The sequence below is a fragment of the Pseudomonas sp. TH41 genome (genome assembly GCF_016650695.1).
Lineage (GTDB): Bacteria > Pseudomonadota > Gammaproteobacteria > Pseudomonadales > Pseudomonadaceae > Aquipseudomonas.
In genome coordinates, this window is record NZ_JAEKFH010000004.1 from 209,353 (window position 1) to 224,456 (window position 15,104).

General features: G+C 59.4%; 14 protein-coding genes. 3 read left to right on the forward strand and 11 right to left on the reverse strand.

The window, feature by feature from the left end:
• Nucleotides 1-70 precede the first annotated feature (70 nt).
• Genes pepN through JFU37_RS17685 form a run of 6 tightly spaced genes read right to left on the reverse strand, consistent with a single transcriptional unit; the run spans nucleotide 71 to nucleotide 6,589 of the window.
• Nucleotides 71-2,728: an aminopeptidase N gene (gene pepN / locus JFU37_RS17660; RefSeq protein WP_201116841.1), complete on the reverse strand. Its 2,658-nt coding sequence runs from the start codon at nucleotides 2,726-2,728 to the stop codon at nucleotides 71-73.
• Nucleotides 2,729-2,738: 10 nt separating this feature from the next.
• On the reverse strand, nucleotides 2,739-3,569 hold the full coding sequence (locus JFU37_RS17665) for a DUF2797 domain-containing protein (protein WP_201116842.1): 831 nt from the start codon (nucleotides 3,567-3,569) through the stop codon (nucleotides 2,739-2,741).
• Nucleotides 3,566-3,826, reverse strand: a complete 261-nt coding sequence (locus JFU37_RS17670) for a YeaC family protein (protein WP_201116843.1) — start codon at nucleotides 3,824-3,826, stop codon at nucleotides 3,566-3,568. The genes JFU37_RS17665 and JFU37_RS17670 overlap by 4 nt, the downstream gene beginning before the upstream one ends.
• Before the next feature lie 35 nt (nucleotides 3,827-3,861).
• Nucleotides 3,862-4,731, reverse strand: a complete 870-nt coding sequence (locus JFU37_RS17675; RefSeq protein ID WP_201116845.1) for a rhomboid family intramembrane serine protease — start codon at nucleotides 4,729-4,731, stop codon at nucleotides 3,862-3,864.
• Nucleotides 4,728-5,702 (reverse strand): metallophosphoesterase, encoded by a 975-nt coding sequence (locus JFU37_RS17680; RefSeq protein WP_446739579.1) that lies wholly within the window; start codon nucleotides 5,700-5,702, stop codon nucleotides 4,728-4,730. Before JFU37_RS17680 ends, JFU37_RS17675 begins: the two co-directional genes overlap by 4 nt.
• Complete coding sequence (locus JFU37_RS17685) at nucleotides 5,699-6,589, reverse strand: NAD(+) kinase (RefSeq protein ID WP_010459816.1); 891 nt, start codon at nucleotides 6,587-6,589, stop codon at nucleotides 5,699-5,701. Before JFU37_RS17685 ends, JFU37_RS17680 begins: the two co-directional genes overlap by 4 nt.
• Nucleotides 6,590-6,705: 116 nt before the next feature.
• Between JFU37_RS17685 and JFU37_RS17690 the strand changes: the two genes are divergently transcribed.
• A complete protein-coding gene (locus tag JFU37_RS17690) occupies nucleotides 6,706-7,656 on the forward strand; it encodes a DUF1853 family protein (protein WP_201116848.1) in 951 nt (316 codons plus the stop codon).
• A gap of 124 nt (nucleotides 7,657-7,780) precedes the next feature.
• Here JFU37_RS17690 and JFU37_RS17695 read toward each other — a convergent pair whose 3' ends face one another.
• Both JFU37_RS17695 and JFU37_RS17700 read right to left on the reverse strand, forming a co-directional pair.
• Nucleotides 7,781-9,064 carry an arsenic transporter gene (locus JFU37_RS17695; RefSeq protein ID WP_201116849.1) on the reverse strand — a complete coding sequence of 428 codons (1,284 nt, stop codon included), beginning with the start codon at nucleotides 9,062-9,064 and terminating at the stop codon, nucleotides 7,781-7,783.
• Between the two features lie 176 nt (nucleotides 9,065-9,240).
• Entirely contained in the window at nucleotides 9,241-9,801 is a 561-nt protein-coding gene (locus tag JFU37_RS17700; RefSeq protein WP_201116851.1) for an NADPH-dependent FMN reductase, read from the reverse strand.
• Between the two features lie 176 nt (nucleotides 9,802-9,977).
• Here JFU37_RS17700 and JFU37_RS17705 point away from each other — a divergent pair, with 176 nt between their 5' ends.
• Nucleotides 9,978-10,238 (forward strand): hypothetical protein, encoded by a 261-nt coding sequence (locus JFU37_RS17705; protein WP_201116852.1) that lies wholly within the window; start codon nucleotides 9,978-9,980, stop codon nucleotides 10,236-10,238.
• Nucleotides 10,239-10,325: 87 nt separating this feature from the next.
• A complete protein-coding gene (locus JFU37_RS17710) occupies nucleotides 10,326-11,219 on the forward strand; it encodes a LysR family transcriptional regulator (protein WP_201116853.1) in 894 nt (297 codons plus the stop codon).
• On the opposite strand, the gene JFU37_RS17715 is transcribed toward JFU37_RS17710, so the two are convergent.
• The 3 genes from JFU37_RS17715 to dnaQ all read right to left on the reverse strand — a co-directional run bounded on the left by JFU37_RS17715 (nucleotide 11,185) and on the right by dnaQ (nucleotide 15,040).
• A complete protein-coding gene (locus tag JFU37_RS17715; protein WP_201116854.1) occupies nucleotides 11,185-11,799 on the reverse strand; it encodes a GNAT family N-acetyltransferase in 615 nt (204 codons plus the stop codon). The two genes, JFU37_RS17710 and JFU37_RS17715, sit on opposite strands and share 35 nt — an antisense overlap.
• 14 nt (nucleotides 11,800-11,813) lie before the next feature.
• A complete protein-coding gene (locus tag JFU37_RS17720; protein WP_201116855.1) occupies nucleotides 11,814-14,069 on the reverse strand; it encodes an Orn/Lys/Arg family decarboxylase in 2,256 nt (751 codons plus the stop codon).
• A gap of 212 nt (nucleotides 14,070-14,281) precedes the next feature.
• A complete protein-coding gene (dnaQ, locus tag JFU37_RS17725; protein WP_201116856.1) occupies nucleotides 14,282-15,040 on the reverse strand; it encodes a DNA polymerase III subunit epsilon in 759 nt (252 codons plus the stop codon).
• Between the last annotated feature and the right edge of the window lie 64 nt (nucleotides 15,041-15,104).

Consider the following 15,104-nt stretch of genomic DNA (forward strand, 5'->3'; position numbering starts at 1 on the left):
GTCGGAACGCCGCCCGGAGCAAGCTCGCTCCTACAGGGTCCGGGTGAACCCTGGGGGAGCAAAGTCAGACTCAGGCCAGGCTTTTGCTGACCACTTCAAACACATCGCTGGACAGCTGACCCGAAGCACGAATCCGCTCCAGTTCACCTTTCATCAACGCCTGACGAGCGTCGTCATATTTGCGCCAGCGAGTGAGCGGCGCCAACTGCCGCGAAGCGATCTGCGGGTTAAACCCGTTCAACTCAATCACCAGATCCGCCAGGAAGCGATATCCGGAACCGTCGGCCGCATGGAAGCTGATCAGGTTCTGCCCGGCAAACGCACCGACCAGTGCCCGCACTTTGTTCGGGTTCTTGATGTTGAACGCCGGATGCTGCATCAACTGATGAACCCGCTCCAGGCCACCCGGCAACGTGCTGCCCGCTTGAACACTGAACCACTGATCCATCACCAGCGGATTGTCCTTGAAGTGCTCGGCGAAACTGGCCAGCGCCTTGGCTTTCTCGTCGTCGAAAGTCGAGTTCACCAACACCGCCAACGCCGTCAGGCGCTCGGTCATGTTGTCGCTTGTCTCGAATTGCTCAAGCGTCGCCGCCAGCACTTCCGGCTTGCCGCTCAGCATCAGGTACGACAGCGCAATGTTCTGCAACGCGCGACGAGCAAAGTGCTCCGCCTCGGCCACATACGGGGTGTTCTTCGACAGATCGCGATTGGCCTGATAACGCTGCCACAATGCCTCGAACAAACTTTCAGCCAACTGTTTACGCGCAAACTCGCGAGCGATGTGAATGGCGTCAACGTCAGCCACTTCGCTGATTTCGGTCAGATAAGCCTCGCCTGGCAGCGAGAGCATTTCGGCGACCATGGCCGGGTCCAGCGTCTCGTCGGACAACACCGTGCGCAAGGCTGAAATCAGTCGCTGATCCAGTACCAGGGATTCACCCTTCTGCTGTTGAGCGATCAATTCTTGCAGCACCTGTACCGACAATTGCTGACCCGCATCCCAACGATTAAAACCGTCGCTGTCATGCTGCATCAGGAACATCAGCTGATCGCGGTTGTACGGGAAGCTCAGCTTCACCGGTGCCGAGAAGCCACGCAGCAACGAAGGCAATGGCTGTTCAGCGATGTCGACAAAGGTGAAGGTCTGTTCGGCTTCAGCCACCGAAATAACCTGCGAAGTGCCCTGCGCGCTGGCTTCGCCGGAAAGACGCAACGCAATCGCCGCCCCTTTGGAGTCCAGCAAGCCCAACTCGACCGGGATTACGAACGGCAGTTTTTCAACCTTGTCCGGCGTTTCCGGGCAGCTCTGACGGAACGTCAGGCTGTAGGTTTTCGCCGCTGCATCGTAGGACTCGCTCACCGCCAATCGCGGTGTCCCGGCCTGGCTGTACCAGCGTTTGAACTGGGTCAGGTCGACACCGTTGGCGTCTTCCATGGCCTTGATGAAGTCATCGCACGTCACGGCCTGGCCGTCGTGGCGATCGAAATACAAGTCGCTGCCTTTGCGGAAGCCTTCCGCGCCGAGCAAGGTGTGGATCATGCCGACCACTTCCGAGCCCTTTTCGTACACGGTCAGGGTGTAGAAGTTGGAAATCTCGATGAAGCTGTCCGGGCGCACGGCGTGGGCCATGGGACCGGCGTCTTCGGCGAACTGGTGGGTGCGCAGATACGCCACGTCCTGGATACGCTTGACCGTGGCCGAGTTCATGTCGGCGGAGAAGCCCGAGTCGCGGAACACGGTGAAGCCTTCCTTCAGCGACAACTGGAACCAGTCGCGGCAGGTCACGCGGTTGCCCGACCAGTTGTGGAAGTACTCGTGGGCAACGATCGCCTCGACCCGCTGGTGCGCGGCGTCGGTGGCGGTTTCGGCCCGGGCCAGCACGGCGCTGGAGTTGAAGATGTTGAGGCCCTTGTTCTCCATGGCGCCCATGTTGAAGTCGTTGACCGCGACGATCATGAAGATGTCCAGGTCGTACTCGCGACCGTAGACTTCTTCGTCCCAGCGCATCGACTTTTTCAGGCTGTTCATGGCGTGCTGGCACTTGTCGATGTTTTCTGGCTCGACATAGATGCGCAGCGCCACAGTGCGTTCGGTCATGGTGGTGAAGGTATCTTCGACGCACCACAGATCACCGGCCACCAGCGCAAACAGGTAGGCCGGTTTCTTGAACGGGTCCTCCCAGGTCGCCCAGTGCCGGCCGTCTTCGCCGGGGCCCGAGGCAATCGGGTTGCCGTTGGACAGCAGCACCGGGTAGCTGTGCTGTTCGGCGACCACGGTGGTGGTGAACGTGCTCATCACGTCCGGGCGGTCGAGGTAATAGGTGATCTTGCGGAAGCCTTCGGCTTCGCACTGGGTGCAGAACATCGTGCCGGACTTGTACAGGCCCTCCAGCGCGGTATTGGTTTCCGGGTGGATGCGCACGCTGGTATCGACCGTGAAAGCAGTGCTGGTCGGGTGCAGGGTCAGGTGATTCTCGGTCAACTGGTAATCGGCGGGGCTCAGTTCGCGGTCGGCCAGGGTCACCGACAGCAAGTCGAGTTGCTGGCCATCCAGCACCAGCGGCGGCAGGCCAGGGCCACGTTCAGGATTGCGGCGCATCACCAGTTGCGCGTGGACCAGGCTGTGGTCCTCGAACAACTCGAAGGTCAGGTGCGTCTCGTCGATCAGGTACTCAGGCGCCTGATAGTCCTTCAGGTAGATCATCTTCGGTTGTTCGGTGCGCATGCTGGAGTCCTTACTGATGCACGGCGAGCTGATAGGCCGTGTATTTACGAATATTGATCACGCCGGTATCGAAGATCAGGTATTGGCCCTTGATCCCCAGCAGCGTGCCTTCGACAATCGGATTCTTGTCCAGGTTGAAACTGACAATCTTCGTCGGGTATTGCTCGACCGGGTAGTGGATTTCGAGCGGTTCTACGTCGTAAATGGCCTGAATGGCCTGTAGGCCGAATCGTTCCTGCAAACCTTGCAGCCCTTCGGCGCAGCTTTCAAACAGCTGATCGCGAACCGCGGCCAGGTCCACCGACACCGCTTCGCCCTTGAGTAAAGCACGCCAGTTGGTCTTGTCCGCCACCTGACTGCGGAACAGGTCTTCGACGAAGCCCGACTGCTGGCGAGTCGACACGCGCATGATCGGCAATGCCTGACGAGCGCCTTGATCGATCCAGCGAGTCGGTAACTGCGTGGCGCGGGTAATCCCGACTTTCACGCCCGACGAATTGGACAGGTAGACGATGTGATCGGTCATGCAAAACTTTTCGCCCCACTCCGGCTCGCGGCAAGTGCCGGCGTCGTAGTGGCAGCGCTCCGGGCTCATGATGCAGACATCGCACTGAGCCAGCTTGGTCATGCACGGGTAGCAGTAACCCTGGCTGAAACTGGTTTTGGTCTTGCGCCCGCAATGGGAGCAAAAGATCGCCCCCAGGTATTCCAGGCGCACCGAAGTGCCGATCAACGGGTTGACCGGCACCTCGACGTCGCCCAGGCGAAACGCGTATTGCACGTCCGACCCGTCAAGGCGCGTCGACATTTTACTGATTGCACCGCGGCCAATCTCGATCAATGGATGGCATCCGACTTGAACAGAATGTTGGGCACGCTGATCGACTTCGAACTGCATTCCTGCGGGCCCATGTAACCGGTGCGCTGCTCTTCGGGCAGGTTCTGGATTTCCCAGGCGATCATCGCCTGCAGCGACAGTTCGCGTTGCTCGGCGGTAAGTTTGCCGCCGTCAGACCATTTACCGATTTCCACCGCCAATTTCAGACTCTGGTAGATATCGGGGGTGATGTTTTGAATCATTTCGTTGAAAGAGGACATCAAGGTCTCCGCGCTCTTTAATTCACATAGCTTGTTTAGGCGTGCAGTTTACGGCGGTTGTACAAACCACCCAACAAACCGGTCATGCATCCGACGAGCAACCCGCTGACGTGGGCCGCGTTGGCAATTTCACCGAAGCCGATCATCGAGATCAGCCCGGACAGACACAGCAGCAGCCACACCAGCATCATCACCAGCACGCCACGCGGCAGGCGATAAGCCCGGTTCGGCGACAGCACCTGAAAGATCCAGCAATGGCCGAGCAGGCCGTACAGCACCCCGGACAACCCGCCAAACAAGGTCGGGCCGCTGAAATAATATTGGGCGTAATTGGAGGTCAGGCTGAATAGCAACGTCAGGCCGATAAGGTTGATGCTGCCCTGGCGCGACTCGATACGCCGCCCCAGCTCCCAGTACCACATGCCGTTCATGGCGAGGTGCAGGATGCCGAAGTGGATCAGCATCGGCGTCACCAGACGCCACCACTGCCCCGCCGCCAGGCTGTCAGCCAAGGGCACGAAATGGATGTACTCGCCGACCACGCGGAAATCCAGGAAGGTCAGCCAACGCATCGTGTCGAGGTTTTCACCCAGCAGCGTCACGGCGCCGACGATCAGGCTCAGCAGCAACACCAAACCCGTCGCCCTGGCGTGGCGCAGCTGCTCGGCAAAACCGGGGCGCTTTAGGGGCTGCGCCACTGGAATGTCCAGTTGCTGATCGGGGTCACCGGCCGGGAAGCGTTCGTACAAGGCACGCACGTCTTCACTGATGTTGGCCGGCACCCACAGCACTTGCTCGCCCGCTTCTTCGATGACGCGATACGGCACCTGCATGCGTTGCAACAGTTTGACGAACCCACTCAAATCTACCGCCAACGGCAGCCGCAATACGGCAACAGCACTCATTGCAATGCCTCCGGCCGTTCAACATCGACCCAAACAAATTTATGTGGATCGAGCCGGGTTTCCTGATCCAGACGATAGGCAACCAGTTTGCCGTAGAGCACCGCGCTGTAATCCAGGCACGCCAGGTTAGGGCGGATCGGTGCCGGTTTACCGCTACGCCAATAGTGGCCGACGAACAACAAGGGTTCGTCCACGCCATAGCGCAGCAACGTGTTTTTCTCGGTGGAAGACAGCGGGATCCGGGCCACGGGTTCGGGCAAAGCGTCAGGCTGAAACACGATATCACCGTAGGTTTGCGGGTCGTCTTCCCAGAATTTGGTGCGGAAGAAGGAGCGCACCAGGCCATCGCCGCTGGTCATCGTCAACCCGTGAGGCAAGCGCATGTCGGTGCCGCGCAGCAGGCGGTCGAACACGGTGCAGGCGAAACTGCCGGGCACCGCCGAGGCCTGGAGGAAATGCTCGTCCACGCGACCGTCGGAAAACAGTGCCCGAAGCGGTTCGATCAGGCCGGAATCCCAACAAGCGTGCACGACCCGGAAACGCCCGGCATCGATGAACAACGGCAATTCATAAAACCATTGCTGGAAGTCGTGCCAGTCGCCTGGATGGTCTTCAAATTGAGCCAGGGTTTCACCGAGCAGGCGCGCGTGACGCGGGGTGTGTTCACGCACGAACTGCTTGCCGCTGCCTGGTGGCGCCGGAGTGCTCCAGCCGAGGGCGTTGAATTCATGGTTACCCATGATGCACAACGCCTGACGGGCCTCGACCATGTCATGAACGATGTGCAACGCCTCGCGAATCCGCGGGCCGCGGTCAATGATGTCACCGACGAACACCGCCATGCGCGATGGATGCCGCCAGACACCACCTTGTTTGTGATAACCGAGTCGGTCGAGCAAGTGCTCAAGGGTCAGAGCGCAACCGTGCACGTCACCGATCAGGTCGTAGCTACGCGCGGGATCGAGCATCAGTCGCCTCCACCACCCAATCGACTGCCCCAGCCGAGCTTGGTCCGGCAGACTTCATAGTAATTGTGGTCGAGTGGGTGGATCAGCCGCAATTTCTGCGCCTTTTTGCTGATGGTGATGGTGTCACCCGGCGCGCAGGTGAAGTGGTTCTGCCCGTCACAAGACACTTGCGGGTAGATCTGCATATCCTTGGACACGACGATTTTCAGCTCACTGTTGCCATCGACCACAATTGGCCTGCCTGACAAGGTATGGGGGTACATCGGCACAATCACAATAGCGTCGAGCTTTGGATGCATGATCGGGCCACCCGCCGACAGCGCATAAGCCGTCGAACCGGTCGGTGTGGCGACGATCAGGCCGTCGGCCTTCTGGCTGCAGACGAACTGGCCGTCGATGTACAGCTCGAACTCGATCATCCGCGTTGATTTACCGGGGTGCAGCACCACGTCGTTCAAGGCATCGCCCTGACCGATGGCTTCGGCGTGGCGACGGACTTCGGCTTGCAGCAGGAAGCGGTTTTCCACCAGGTAGTGGCCGTCGAGCACTTCAGCGACTTTGACTTCCAGCTCATCGGGGCGGATATCGGTCAGAAAGCCCAGGCTGCCACGGTTGATACCAAGCACCGGAATATTGTGTCGGGCCAAGGCACGTGCGGCGCCGAGCAGGCTGCCGTCACCGCCGACCACAATCACCATGTCACACACTTCGCCGAGCATCTTGCGCGACGAGGTTTGCAGGCCATGACCGGGCAGTACTTCGGCGATGGTGTCCTCGAGGATCACGTGCAGGTGACGATCGAGCAGAAACCGTTTCAGTCGGCGGACGGTATCCAGCACCTGCGAACTGCCCAGGCGACCGATGATGCCGATATTACGAAATTGCTCCATGGGGCTCCTAACTAAGGGCAGCGACGGCGAAAAGCACGATTATGGGCGAAAGCGCAGGATAGACAAAATCCTTTCAGCCACAAGGATGTACTCCTGTTTAAGGCTATGCTCGCAAGATGATCCTATTTCCAGATTTGCTGCAGTTACCCCACCAGTTACGCCACCCCGAAGTGCGTGACCTGGCGTGGGTCATCCTCGCGCCGCCGATGCTCAGCGACACGCCGTGGCCGCAGCGCCATCCGCTGGCCGGCAGCGATTGGGTACAGGCACCGGAACGTCTGGAGCGGTGGTTGCGGCAACTCGATCACGACAGTTATGACTTGCTGCACTGGCTGGCCCAGGCGCGAACCCGGCGGCTGGGTTTGTATTACGAGCGTCTGTGGCAATACGCCGTGCGGCATGCGCCGGGCATCGAGCTGATCGCCGCCAATATGCCAATCCGCCGCGAGGGGCATACCTTGGGCGAGCTGGACATGCTGCTGCGTGATCGTGACGGCGTGCATCATCTGGAATTGGCAATCAAACTTTACCTCGGCCCGCAAGATGGCGACGGACACGACACCGCGCAATGGCTCGGCCCGGGCTGCCACGATCGGCTGGACCGCAAATTGGCGCACCTGGCCCAGCATCAGTTGCCGATTTCCGCAAGACCGGAAAGCCGCGAGGTGCTGGCAGCGCTGGATATTCAGCAGTTCAGCGCACATTTGTGGCTGGGCGGCTATTTGCTGTACCCATGGCCGGGACAGGCCGAGCCCCCCAGCGGCGCCCATCCGCAGCATTTGCGCGGTAGCTGGTTGCATCAAAAGGATTGGCCGTCATTTGTTGTGCAGCGGCCATTCGGTCGCTGGCAGCCCCTGCCCCGTCACGCCTGGCTGGCGCCGGCGCACTATCCTGTCGAGCAGACCTGGAACACTGAACAGTTGGACGCGTGGCGGAGTGATCTGGAACCGCTGGCACCCGCGCAGTTGCTGGTTCGACTGACAGAGAATGCGAACGGGGAATGGGAAGAGGCCGAGCGGCTGTTTCTGGTGGCGGACCTTTGGCCGAATGTGCCGGGTAATGGTTGAGCCCCCCTGTAGGAGCTGCCGAAGGCTGCGATCTTTTGATCTTCAGCGATCTTGAAACCAAAGAAGATCAAGATCAAAAGATCGCAGCCTTCGGCAGCTCCTACAAGGTTAGAGTCAACTCGGTTTAGATGGATAGCCGTAATGCCAAGGCCGCCAAAGTCACCAACAACACCGGCACCGTCAATACGATGCCGACCTTGAAGTAATACCCCCAGCCAATCCGGATACTTTTGCGCTCCAGCACGTGCAGCCACAGCAACGTCGCCAGACTGCCGATCGGGGTGATTTTCGGCCCCAAATCGCTGCCGATGACGTTGGCGTAGACCATCGCCTCCTTCACCACTCCAGTTGCCTGACTCGCATCAATCGATAACAGGCCGATCAGCACCGTCGGCAGATTGTTCATGATCGAGGACAGCAACGCCGTCAGCACGCCCGTGCCCATGGCCGCGCCCCAGACGCCGTACCCGGCAAAGCCGTCCAGCCAACCGGCCAGATACCCGGTCAACCCGGCATTGCGCAGGCCATACACCACCAGGTACATGCCCAACGAGAAAATCACGATGTGCCATGGCGCTTCTTTCATCACTTTGCGCGTGGAAATCTTGTGACCCCGGGCGGCAATGGCCAGCAGCAGCGCCGCGCACACCGCCGAAATCGCGCTGATCGGAATCCCCAGCGGTTCCAGGGCAAAGCAGCCGAGCAACAAAATCACCAGGACCACCCAACCGGCATAGAACGTCGCGCGGTCATGGATCGCCGACTGGGGAGATTCAAGCTGCTCGGGGTCGTAATCCTTGGGAATGTCACGACGGAAGTACGCCATCAGCACCGCAAGCGTTGCCGCGACACTCACCAGGTTGACGGGAATCATCACCGCGGCGTAGCGGTTGAAGCTGATATGGAAGAAGTCCGCGGAAACGATGTTCACCAGGTTCGACACCACCAGTGGCAAGCTGGCGGTGTCGGCAATGAAGCCGGCCCCCATGACGAACGCCAAGGTCGCCGCGGGCGAAAAACGCAACGCCAGCAACATGGAAATCACGATGGGCGTGAGAATCAGCGCCGCCCCGTCATTGGCGAACAGCGCCGACACCAGTGCCCCGAGCAGCACCATATAAGCAAAGAGTTTGCGTCCGCTGCCCCGCCCCCAACGGGCCACATGCAGCGCCGCCCAGGCAAACAACCCAGCCTCATCCAGCAGTAGACTAATGATGATCAGTGCGACGAAGGTGCCCGTGGCGTTCCAGATGATCTGCCACACCAGCGGGATGTCGGACAGGTGCACCACGCCAAAAATCAGCGCCAACACCGCGCCAAACACCGCACTCCAGCCAACACCGAGGCCTTTGGGCTGCCAGATCACCAAGGTGATGGTCAGCAGGAAAATCAACGACGCGATGAGCATGCAAAAGCAGCCTTCAATCAGGGGCCGCTAAAGTAACGCAGATCGATACGATGGGTGTAGCAGCGTCTCTGTAGGAGCGAGCTTGCTCGCGATGGAGTTGAAGGCAACGCGTTTATCCAGAAAGAACGCGTCATCGTTAACGTCCATCGCGAGCAAGCTCGCTCCTACAGGGGTTGTCACATATTCTTGTGCTGCTCGACCCACTGGCCATAAGCATTGATGAAGCTTTGCAAAAATGGTTTCACCGACTCGGACAGTTTGCCCGTCTCATCAAATGCCGAACCGGCGCCGCTCAGATAGGCTTCGGGTTGCTGCATGCACGGCACATTGAGAAACACCATGGACTGGCGCAAATGGTGGTTAGCGCCAAAACCGCCAATCGCTCCCGGTGAAACGCTGATGATCGCGGCGGGTTTGCCATTCCAGGCGCTTTTACCATACGGACGCGAACCCACGTCAATTGCATTCTTCAGTGGCGCCGGCACCGAACGGTTGTATTCCGGGGTTACAAACAGCACCGCGTCGGATGAACTCACTTGTTGCCGGAAAGTGCTGTAGGCTGCCGGCGGTGACGCACCATCGATGTCTTCGTTGTAGAGTGGCAAATCGCCAATTTCGATGATATTGAGCTTGAGATTGGCCGGCGCCAGGTCCACCAGGGCCCGCGCAACCTTGCGATTGATCGATTCCTTTCTCAAGCTGCCGACCAGTACAGCGATCGTATAGACGTTGCTCATGGAAGATTCTCGACTGTTCGATGGAAAGAGCTTGTAGTTATAGATGACGATTCAACCAGCGGACGGCTGAAATTTCCGCCCCCTGACTATTTTTTTCTTGTAGGAAAACTTACTTCGCCCAATCACGGTCTACAGAACCGCAAATTGAGTGATTTATCTCCAGAGGTTCTAAGCAGATGGCAGCAGTACTCGTCGGTCAGTTCCATGCAAGAGACGCGGAAGGCCGTGTTTATTCCGTGCATGAGTTCCAGGAATCCAACCCACCGGCAGACGGTCTCACCGGCTCCGTGCCTGTCAGCACCTATAAGCTGGCCATTGGCGACCGCGTTAACAAGCTCGATGACAACCAGTTCTTGCTGGTGCAATCGAACGTCACCATCGTTCGCGAACCGGATACCTACGTCGCTGGCGTGACGCAAACCAACGTCGCCTCATAACGGCGTGTTATGAGCAGAAGTCATATGCGCGGACATGGGTTAGGATTCAGTCACTGACTCCCCACCTGCTGAACATGGACTTCACGCATGCGTTTACGTCATATCGAAGTGATCCAGGCGCTCTTGCAGACCGGTCATCTGGGTACCGCAGCCGAATGGCTGCAGTTGCCGGTGGCCGAGGTTGAACGCATTCTGCGTGACGCTGAAGATCAGTTGGGTTTCATGCTGTTTTCCAGCGTGCGTGGACGCTTGCAGGCCACTCGCGAGGCGCGGGAGTTGCAAGTCGAGATTGCCCACGTCTACGACGCGCTCGAACCGGTCCAGCGCCTGGCCAACAGCCTGAAACAATATCAGGCGCCGCCACTACGAATCATCTGCACACCGCCCCTGGCGCAGCAGCTGTTGCCACAGAGCATCGCGGCGCTCCGCCGACGCCTGCCCGACGCACCTTGCACCCTCCTGAGCCAACCCACCCGCGACATCGTCAAAAGCCTGCTGCTGCGCGAAAGCGATCTGGGGTTGAGCCTGCATGATCCCGATCACGCCGATATACATTGCCAAGTGATTGCCCAAGGCAAGCTTCAGTTACTGGCGCCTCATGGCTGGCTGCAACCGAAGCAGAAATACATCTCGTTGCAGGATCTGGCGGGCCAGTCGATGGTGGGGCTGGAAGGTCATGATCCGTTGAGCCCGGCGCTCGATCATAAATTGCATACCCTGCGCCCCGCCCCGGTCATTCAGATCCGGGTACAGACTCATCAGATGATGCGCAGCATGGTCGAGGCCGGCGAAGGCCTGGCCATCGTCGACCCTTTCACCGCCCTGGGCGCCAGGTCGGCTGGACTGGATGCGTGCCCGTTGGCGCCTGCCGTGCCGATCAGTCTGTATGCCCTGACCCTGAAGAACGGCGAGCCATCACCGACCGTTCAGGCACTGCTGGACATCGTCACGGAACAAGCCGCGGCGATGTTGGCGAGTTAAGCGGGTTTTCCAGCGGGTTCTCAAACAGTCGATACCAGAACAGCGCCACTTCCGCGGTGTTCGGGTCGATGCCGCGATAGCGCAGATGATCGATCCCACCAATCATATAACCGCTACGCTCGTAGAGCCGGCAAGCGCCCAGGTTGTTGTTCTGGGTTTCGAGCATGATGCCCGGCAGTTTCTTTTTTCGACTCCAGAATTGCGCCACATCCAGCAGCGCCTTGGCCACGCCGTGTCGCCGCGCCGGTGCATGCACCGCCAACTCGTCGATATGGGCAAAGCCGTTCCAGTTGGTGCTGACCACCAAATGGCCCACCGGCTCGTCATCGAGATAGGCCATGAAAATCGCGCTGTCAGCCGCGTCACGGAAGCTGCTGAACTCCTCGGGGTCAATGCCGTAGCACTTGCGATAAGGTGTGATCGGTGTCACCAGCCACTGCTCCACCGGTTTGCCGATTTCGGGCGCGCCATAGGCCGCGACTTCAAAACTGAAATCGCTGCCCCAGATGTAAGCGGCGAAGCCGTCGTCGGCAACCCGCACCGACAGCCCTGGGTATTTTGGATTCATGAGCGGTTGCATACTGGGAAAGGTCCTCATTCCTTGATGCAATCGACGGTGTAATGCCGTCCATTGCCCTCGTCTTCGTGTTGCAAGCCGTGCACATCAGCGACAAACCCCGGGAAGCTGCTGTCGAATGTACGGGCAAACGCCAGGTAATCGATAATCGAGCGGGTCGACTCGGTGAAACGCTCGCCAGGCATGATCAACGGGATCCCCGGCGGGTATGGCACCAGCATCACGGCAGCGATCCGCCCGTCCAGAGCATCGATCGATACCGCCTCAACGTCGCCACGCACTAATTGATCATAGGCGTCAGCCGGCTTCATGGCGATTTCCGGGAGCACCGTGTACATGCGCTTGAGGTGTTTGGCCGTGGCATTACTGCGATAACAGGCGTGCAGTTGATCGCAAAGATCGCGCAACCCCATGCCTTGATATCGCGCCACGTTCTGTTGCGCCACACAGGGCAGGCAAGTCGCCAGACTGACATTGGCGTCGTAGCTGCGCTTGAACTCCAGCAACTCGGTCAGCAGCGTGCTCCATTTGCCCTTGGTGATGCCCATGGAAAACAGCACCAAAAACGAATACAGCCCGGTCTTTTCGACCACAAGCCCACGTTCCCAGAGGAATTTGCTGACCACCGCCGCCGGAATCCCACGCGCGCTCAAGGCGCCGCCAGCGGTCAAGCCAGGCATGACCAACGTGACCTTGATCGGATCGAGCAGTACGTAGTCGTCGGTGACCCCGCCGAAACCGTGCCAGTCCGCATCGGGCTGCAGCAACCAGTCTTCGGTCACCACGCGGTTGATGCCTTCGACCGACGGCGGCTGCCAAATGGAAAACCACCAGTCATCGGCAGCGATGTGCTGTCGCAGATTGGCCAGGGCCCGGCGAAAACTCAGGGCCTCATCAAACATTTCCTGCAACAGCGACCGCCCCGCCGGCCCTTCCATCATGGCCGAGGCCACATCCAGCGAAGCGATGATGCTGTACTGCGGCGACGTGGAGATGTGCATCATGAACGCTTCGTTAAAGCGATCGCGGTCCAGCTGCCGCGCACCGCCATCCTGGACGTGAATCATCGAGGCCTGACTGAACGCGGCCAGCAATTTGTGGGTGGAGTGGGTGGTGAACACCAGCGGACTGTCTTCGCTGCGGGAAGTGCCCATGCCGTAACGCCCGGCGAAAAACTCGTGAAACGCCGCGTAGGCATACCAGGCCTCGTCGAAATGCAGCACTTCGACGCTATTGCCCAGGTTCTGCTTGATCAACTCGGCGTTGTAGCAGAGGCCGTCGTAAGTCGAATTGGTCACTACCGCGAGTTTGACCTTGGGTTCACGCCCCTGGGTCAGCGGGCTGGCGTCGATCTTGGCCTGAATCGATTCGCGGCTGAATTCGCTCAGCGGGATTGGGCCGATGATCCCCAGCTCATTGCGCTCCGGGCACAAATACAGCGGAATAGCGCCGGTCATGATGATCGAATGCAGCACCGACTTGTGGCAGTTGCGATCCACCAGCACCAGGTCATCGCGAGCAACCATGGAATGCCAGACGATCTTGTTGGCGGTGGAGGTGCCATTGATCACGAAAAAGGTGTGATCAGCCCCGAAGTTACGGGCCGCCCGGGCTTCCGCTTCTGCCAGCGGGCCGGTGTGGTCAAGCAGCGAACCGAGCTCCGGCACCGACACTGACAAATCCGAACGCAAGGTGTTTTCGCCGAAGAACTGGTGAAACGCCTGGCCGACCGGGCTTTTGTGATAAGCCACGCCGCCGCCATGACCGGGTGTGTGCCAGGAATAATTGGAATCGGCAGTGTGCTGAACCAGCGCTTTGAAAAACGGTGGCAACAGACCATCGAGGTATTTACGCGCAGCGCGGGCGACCTGACGGGCCAGGAACGGCACGGTGTCTTCGAACAGATAAAGAATACCACGCAGCTGATTGAGTTCATCCATCGCATCGGCGGGCGCGTTTTCCAGGGTCACCTGCTCGCCCAGGGCGAAGATCGGCAAATCCGGGGCACGAACTCGCGCGAGACCGATCAATTCAGCCATGTTCTGTAACAAATGGGAGTGAGCACTGGCGTCTTCGGAGGCGATCAACATGCAGGAGAGACCGTGATGGGTCGACGCGACCAGACGCCCTTCGGTGTAATCCACTGCCGAGACAATGCTGAAGCCTTCCTGCTCCAGCTCCCGGGCGATGCCACGCACGCGATCACCGGCGACCGTGTCGGCCTTGATGTCGCGGTGGACGATCAGGACCGGAAATTTCAAATCTTTATACATGAGGCTCAGTGTCCTGAGGCGGCGGGCCGTGGCCTGCCAATAACCTCAGGGTAGAGGGTTCGAGCGCATGTGGCGAGCGCGATGCCCCGAAGCGGGTCGGTGGGTGCACGCCGGTGGTGCGTTTGTGAAGATCAAAAGATCGCAGCCTTCGGCAGCTCCTACATGGACCACATACCCTGTAGGAGCTGCCGAAGGCTGCGATCTTTTACGCTTTAAGCCTGAGCCTTGGCCTCGGCCAGTTGCTGCCACAGCGACGGGGCGCCAGCGGATTTAGCGATGGCCTCCAGACGCGCCACGTGTTGGGCCAGATCGTCTTCGCTGGCGCGCAGGATCCGCGTCGGCTGGCGATCGGCGGGCAGGCGCCGGATTTCGGTAGCCGAGTTGTCGGCGCCTTCACCCGAACCATTGCCATCGGAGGCATTACCCGCCAGCGACAAGCTGGTCTGGCCGCCCGTCATGGTCAGGTAGACGTCGGCGAGAATCTCGGAGTCGAGCAACGCGCCGTGCAGTTCACGACCGGAGTTGTCGACGCCATAACGCTTGCACAAGGCGTCGAGGCTGTTGCGCTGCCCAGGGTGACGTTCCCGGGCCATCATCAGGGTGTCGAGGATCGAGCAATGCTGGGTGATATCCGCACGATCGTGCTGACCCATCAGGGCGAATTCGTTGTTAATGAAGCCAACGTCGAACGCCGCGTTATGGATGATCAGCTGCGCGCCCTTGATGAATTCGAAGAACTCATCGGCCACTTCAGTGAAACGCGGCTTGCCCACCAGGAACTCGTTAGTGATGCCGTGGACGCCGATGGCGCCTTCATCACTTTCACGATCCGGTTGCAGGTAAACGTGGAAATGCCGGCCCGTCAGGCGCCGACCGATCAACTCGACACAACCGATTTCGATAATCCGGTGGCCGTCGGTCACCGGCATGCCGGTGGTTTCGGTATCGAGTACAACGGATCTGGTGGCCATCAGTGCTCAGCTCTCAACGGGTCATTCGTGCAAAAAACGGCGATGTTAACACGCTCACGATTTA

Bases quoted from the DNA above. Each gene is read 5' to 3' on its own strand.
- pepN (WP_201116841.1), bottom strand. From the start codon at position 2,728: ATGCGCACCGAACAACCGAAGATGATCTACCTGAAGGACTATCAGGCG.
- JFU37_RS17670 (WP_201116843.1), bottom strand. From the start codon at position 3,826: ATGTCCTCTTTCAACGAAATGATTCAAAACATCACCCCCGATATCTAC.
- JFU37_RS17675 (WP_201116845.1), bottom strand. From the start codon at position 4,731: ATGAGTGCTGTTGCCGTATTGCGGCTGCCGTTGGCGGTAGATTTGAGT.
- JFU37_RS17685 (WP_010459816.1), bottom strand. From the start codon at position 6,589: ATGGAGCAATTTCGTAATATCGGCATCATCGGTCGCCTGGGCAGTTCG.
- JFU37_RS17690 (WP_201116848.1), top strand. From the start codon at position 6,706: ATGATCCTATTTCCAGATTTGCTGCAGTTACCCCACCAGTTACGCCAC.
- JFU37_RS17695 (WP_201116849.1), bottom strand. From the start codon at position 9,064: ATGCTCATCGCGTCGTTGATTTTCCTGCTGACCATCACCTTGGTGATC.
- JFU37_RS17700 (WP_201116851.1), bottom strand. From the start codon at position 9,801: ATGAGCAACGTCTATACGATCGCTGTACTGGTCGGCAGCTTGAGAAAG.
- JFU37_RS17705 (WP_201116852.1), top strand. From the start codon at position 9,978: ATGGCAGCAGTACTCGTCGGTCAGTTCCATGCAAGAGACGCGGAAGGC.
- JFU37_RS17710 (WP_201116853.1), top strand. From the start codon at position 10,326: ATGCGTTTACGTCATATCGAAGTGATCCAGGCGCTCTTGCAGACCGGT.
- JFU37_RS17715 (WP_201116854.1), bottom strand. From the start codon at position 11,799: ATGCAACCGCTCATGAATCCAAAATACCCAGGGCTGTCGGTGCGGGTT.
- JFU37_RS17720 (WP_201116855.1), bottom strand. From the start codon at position 14,069: ATGTATAAAGATTTGAAATTTCCGGTCCTGATCGTCCACCGCGACATC.
- dnaQ (WP_201116856.1), bottom strand. From the start codon at position 15,040: ATGGCCACCAGATCCGTTGTACTCGATACCGAAACCACCGGCATGCCG.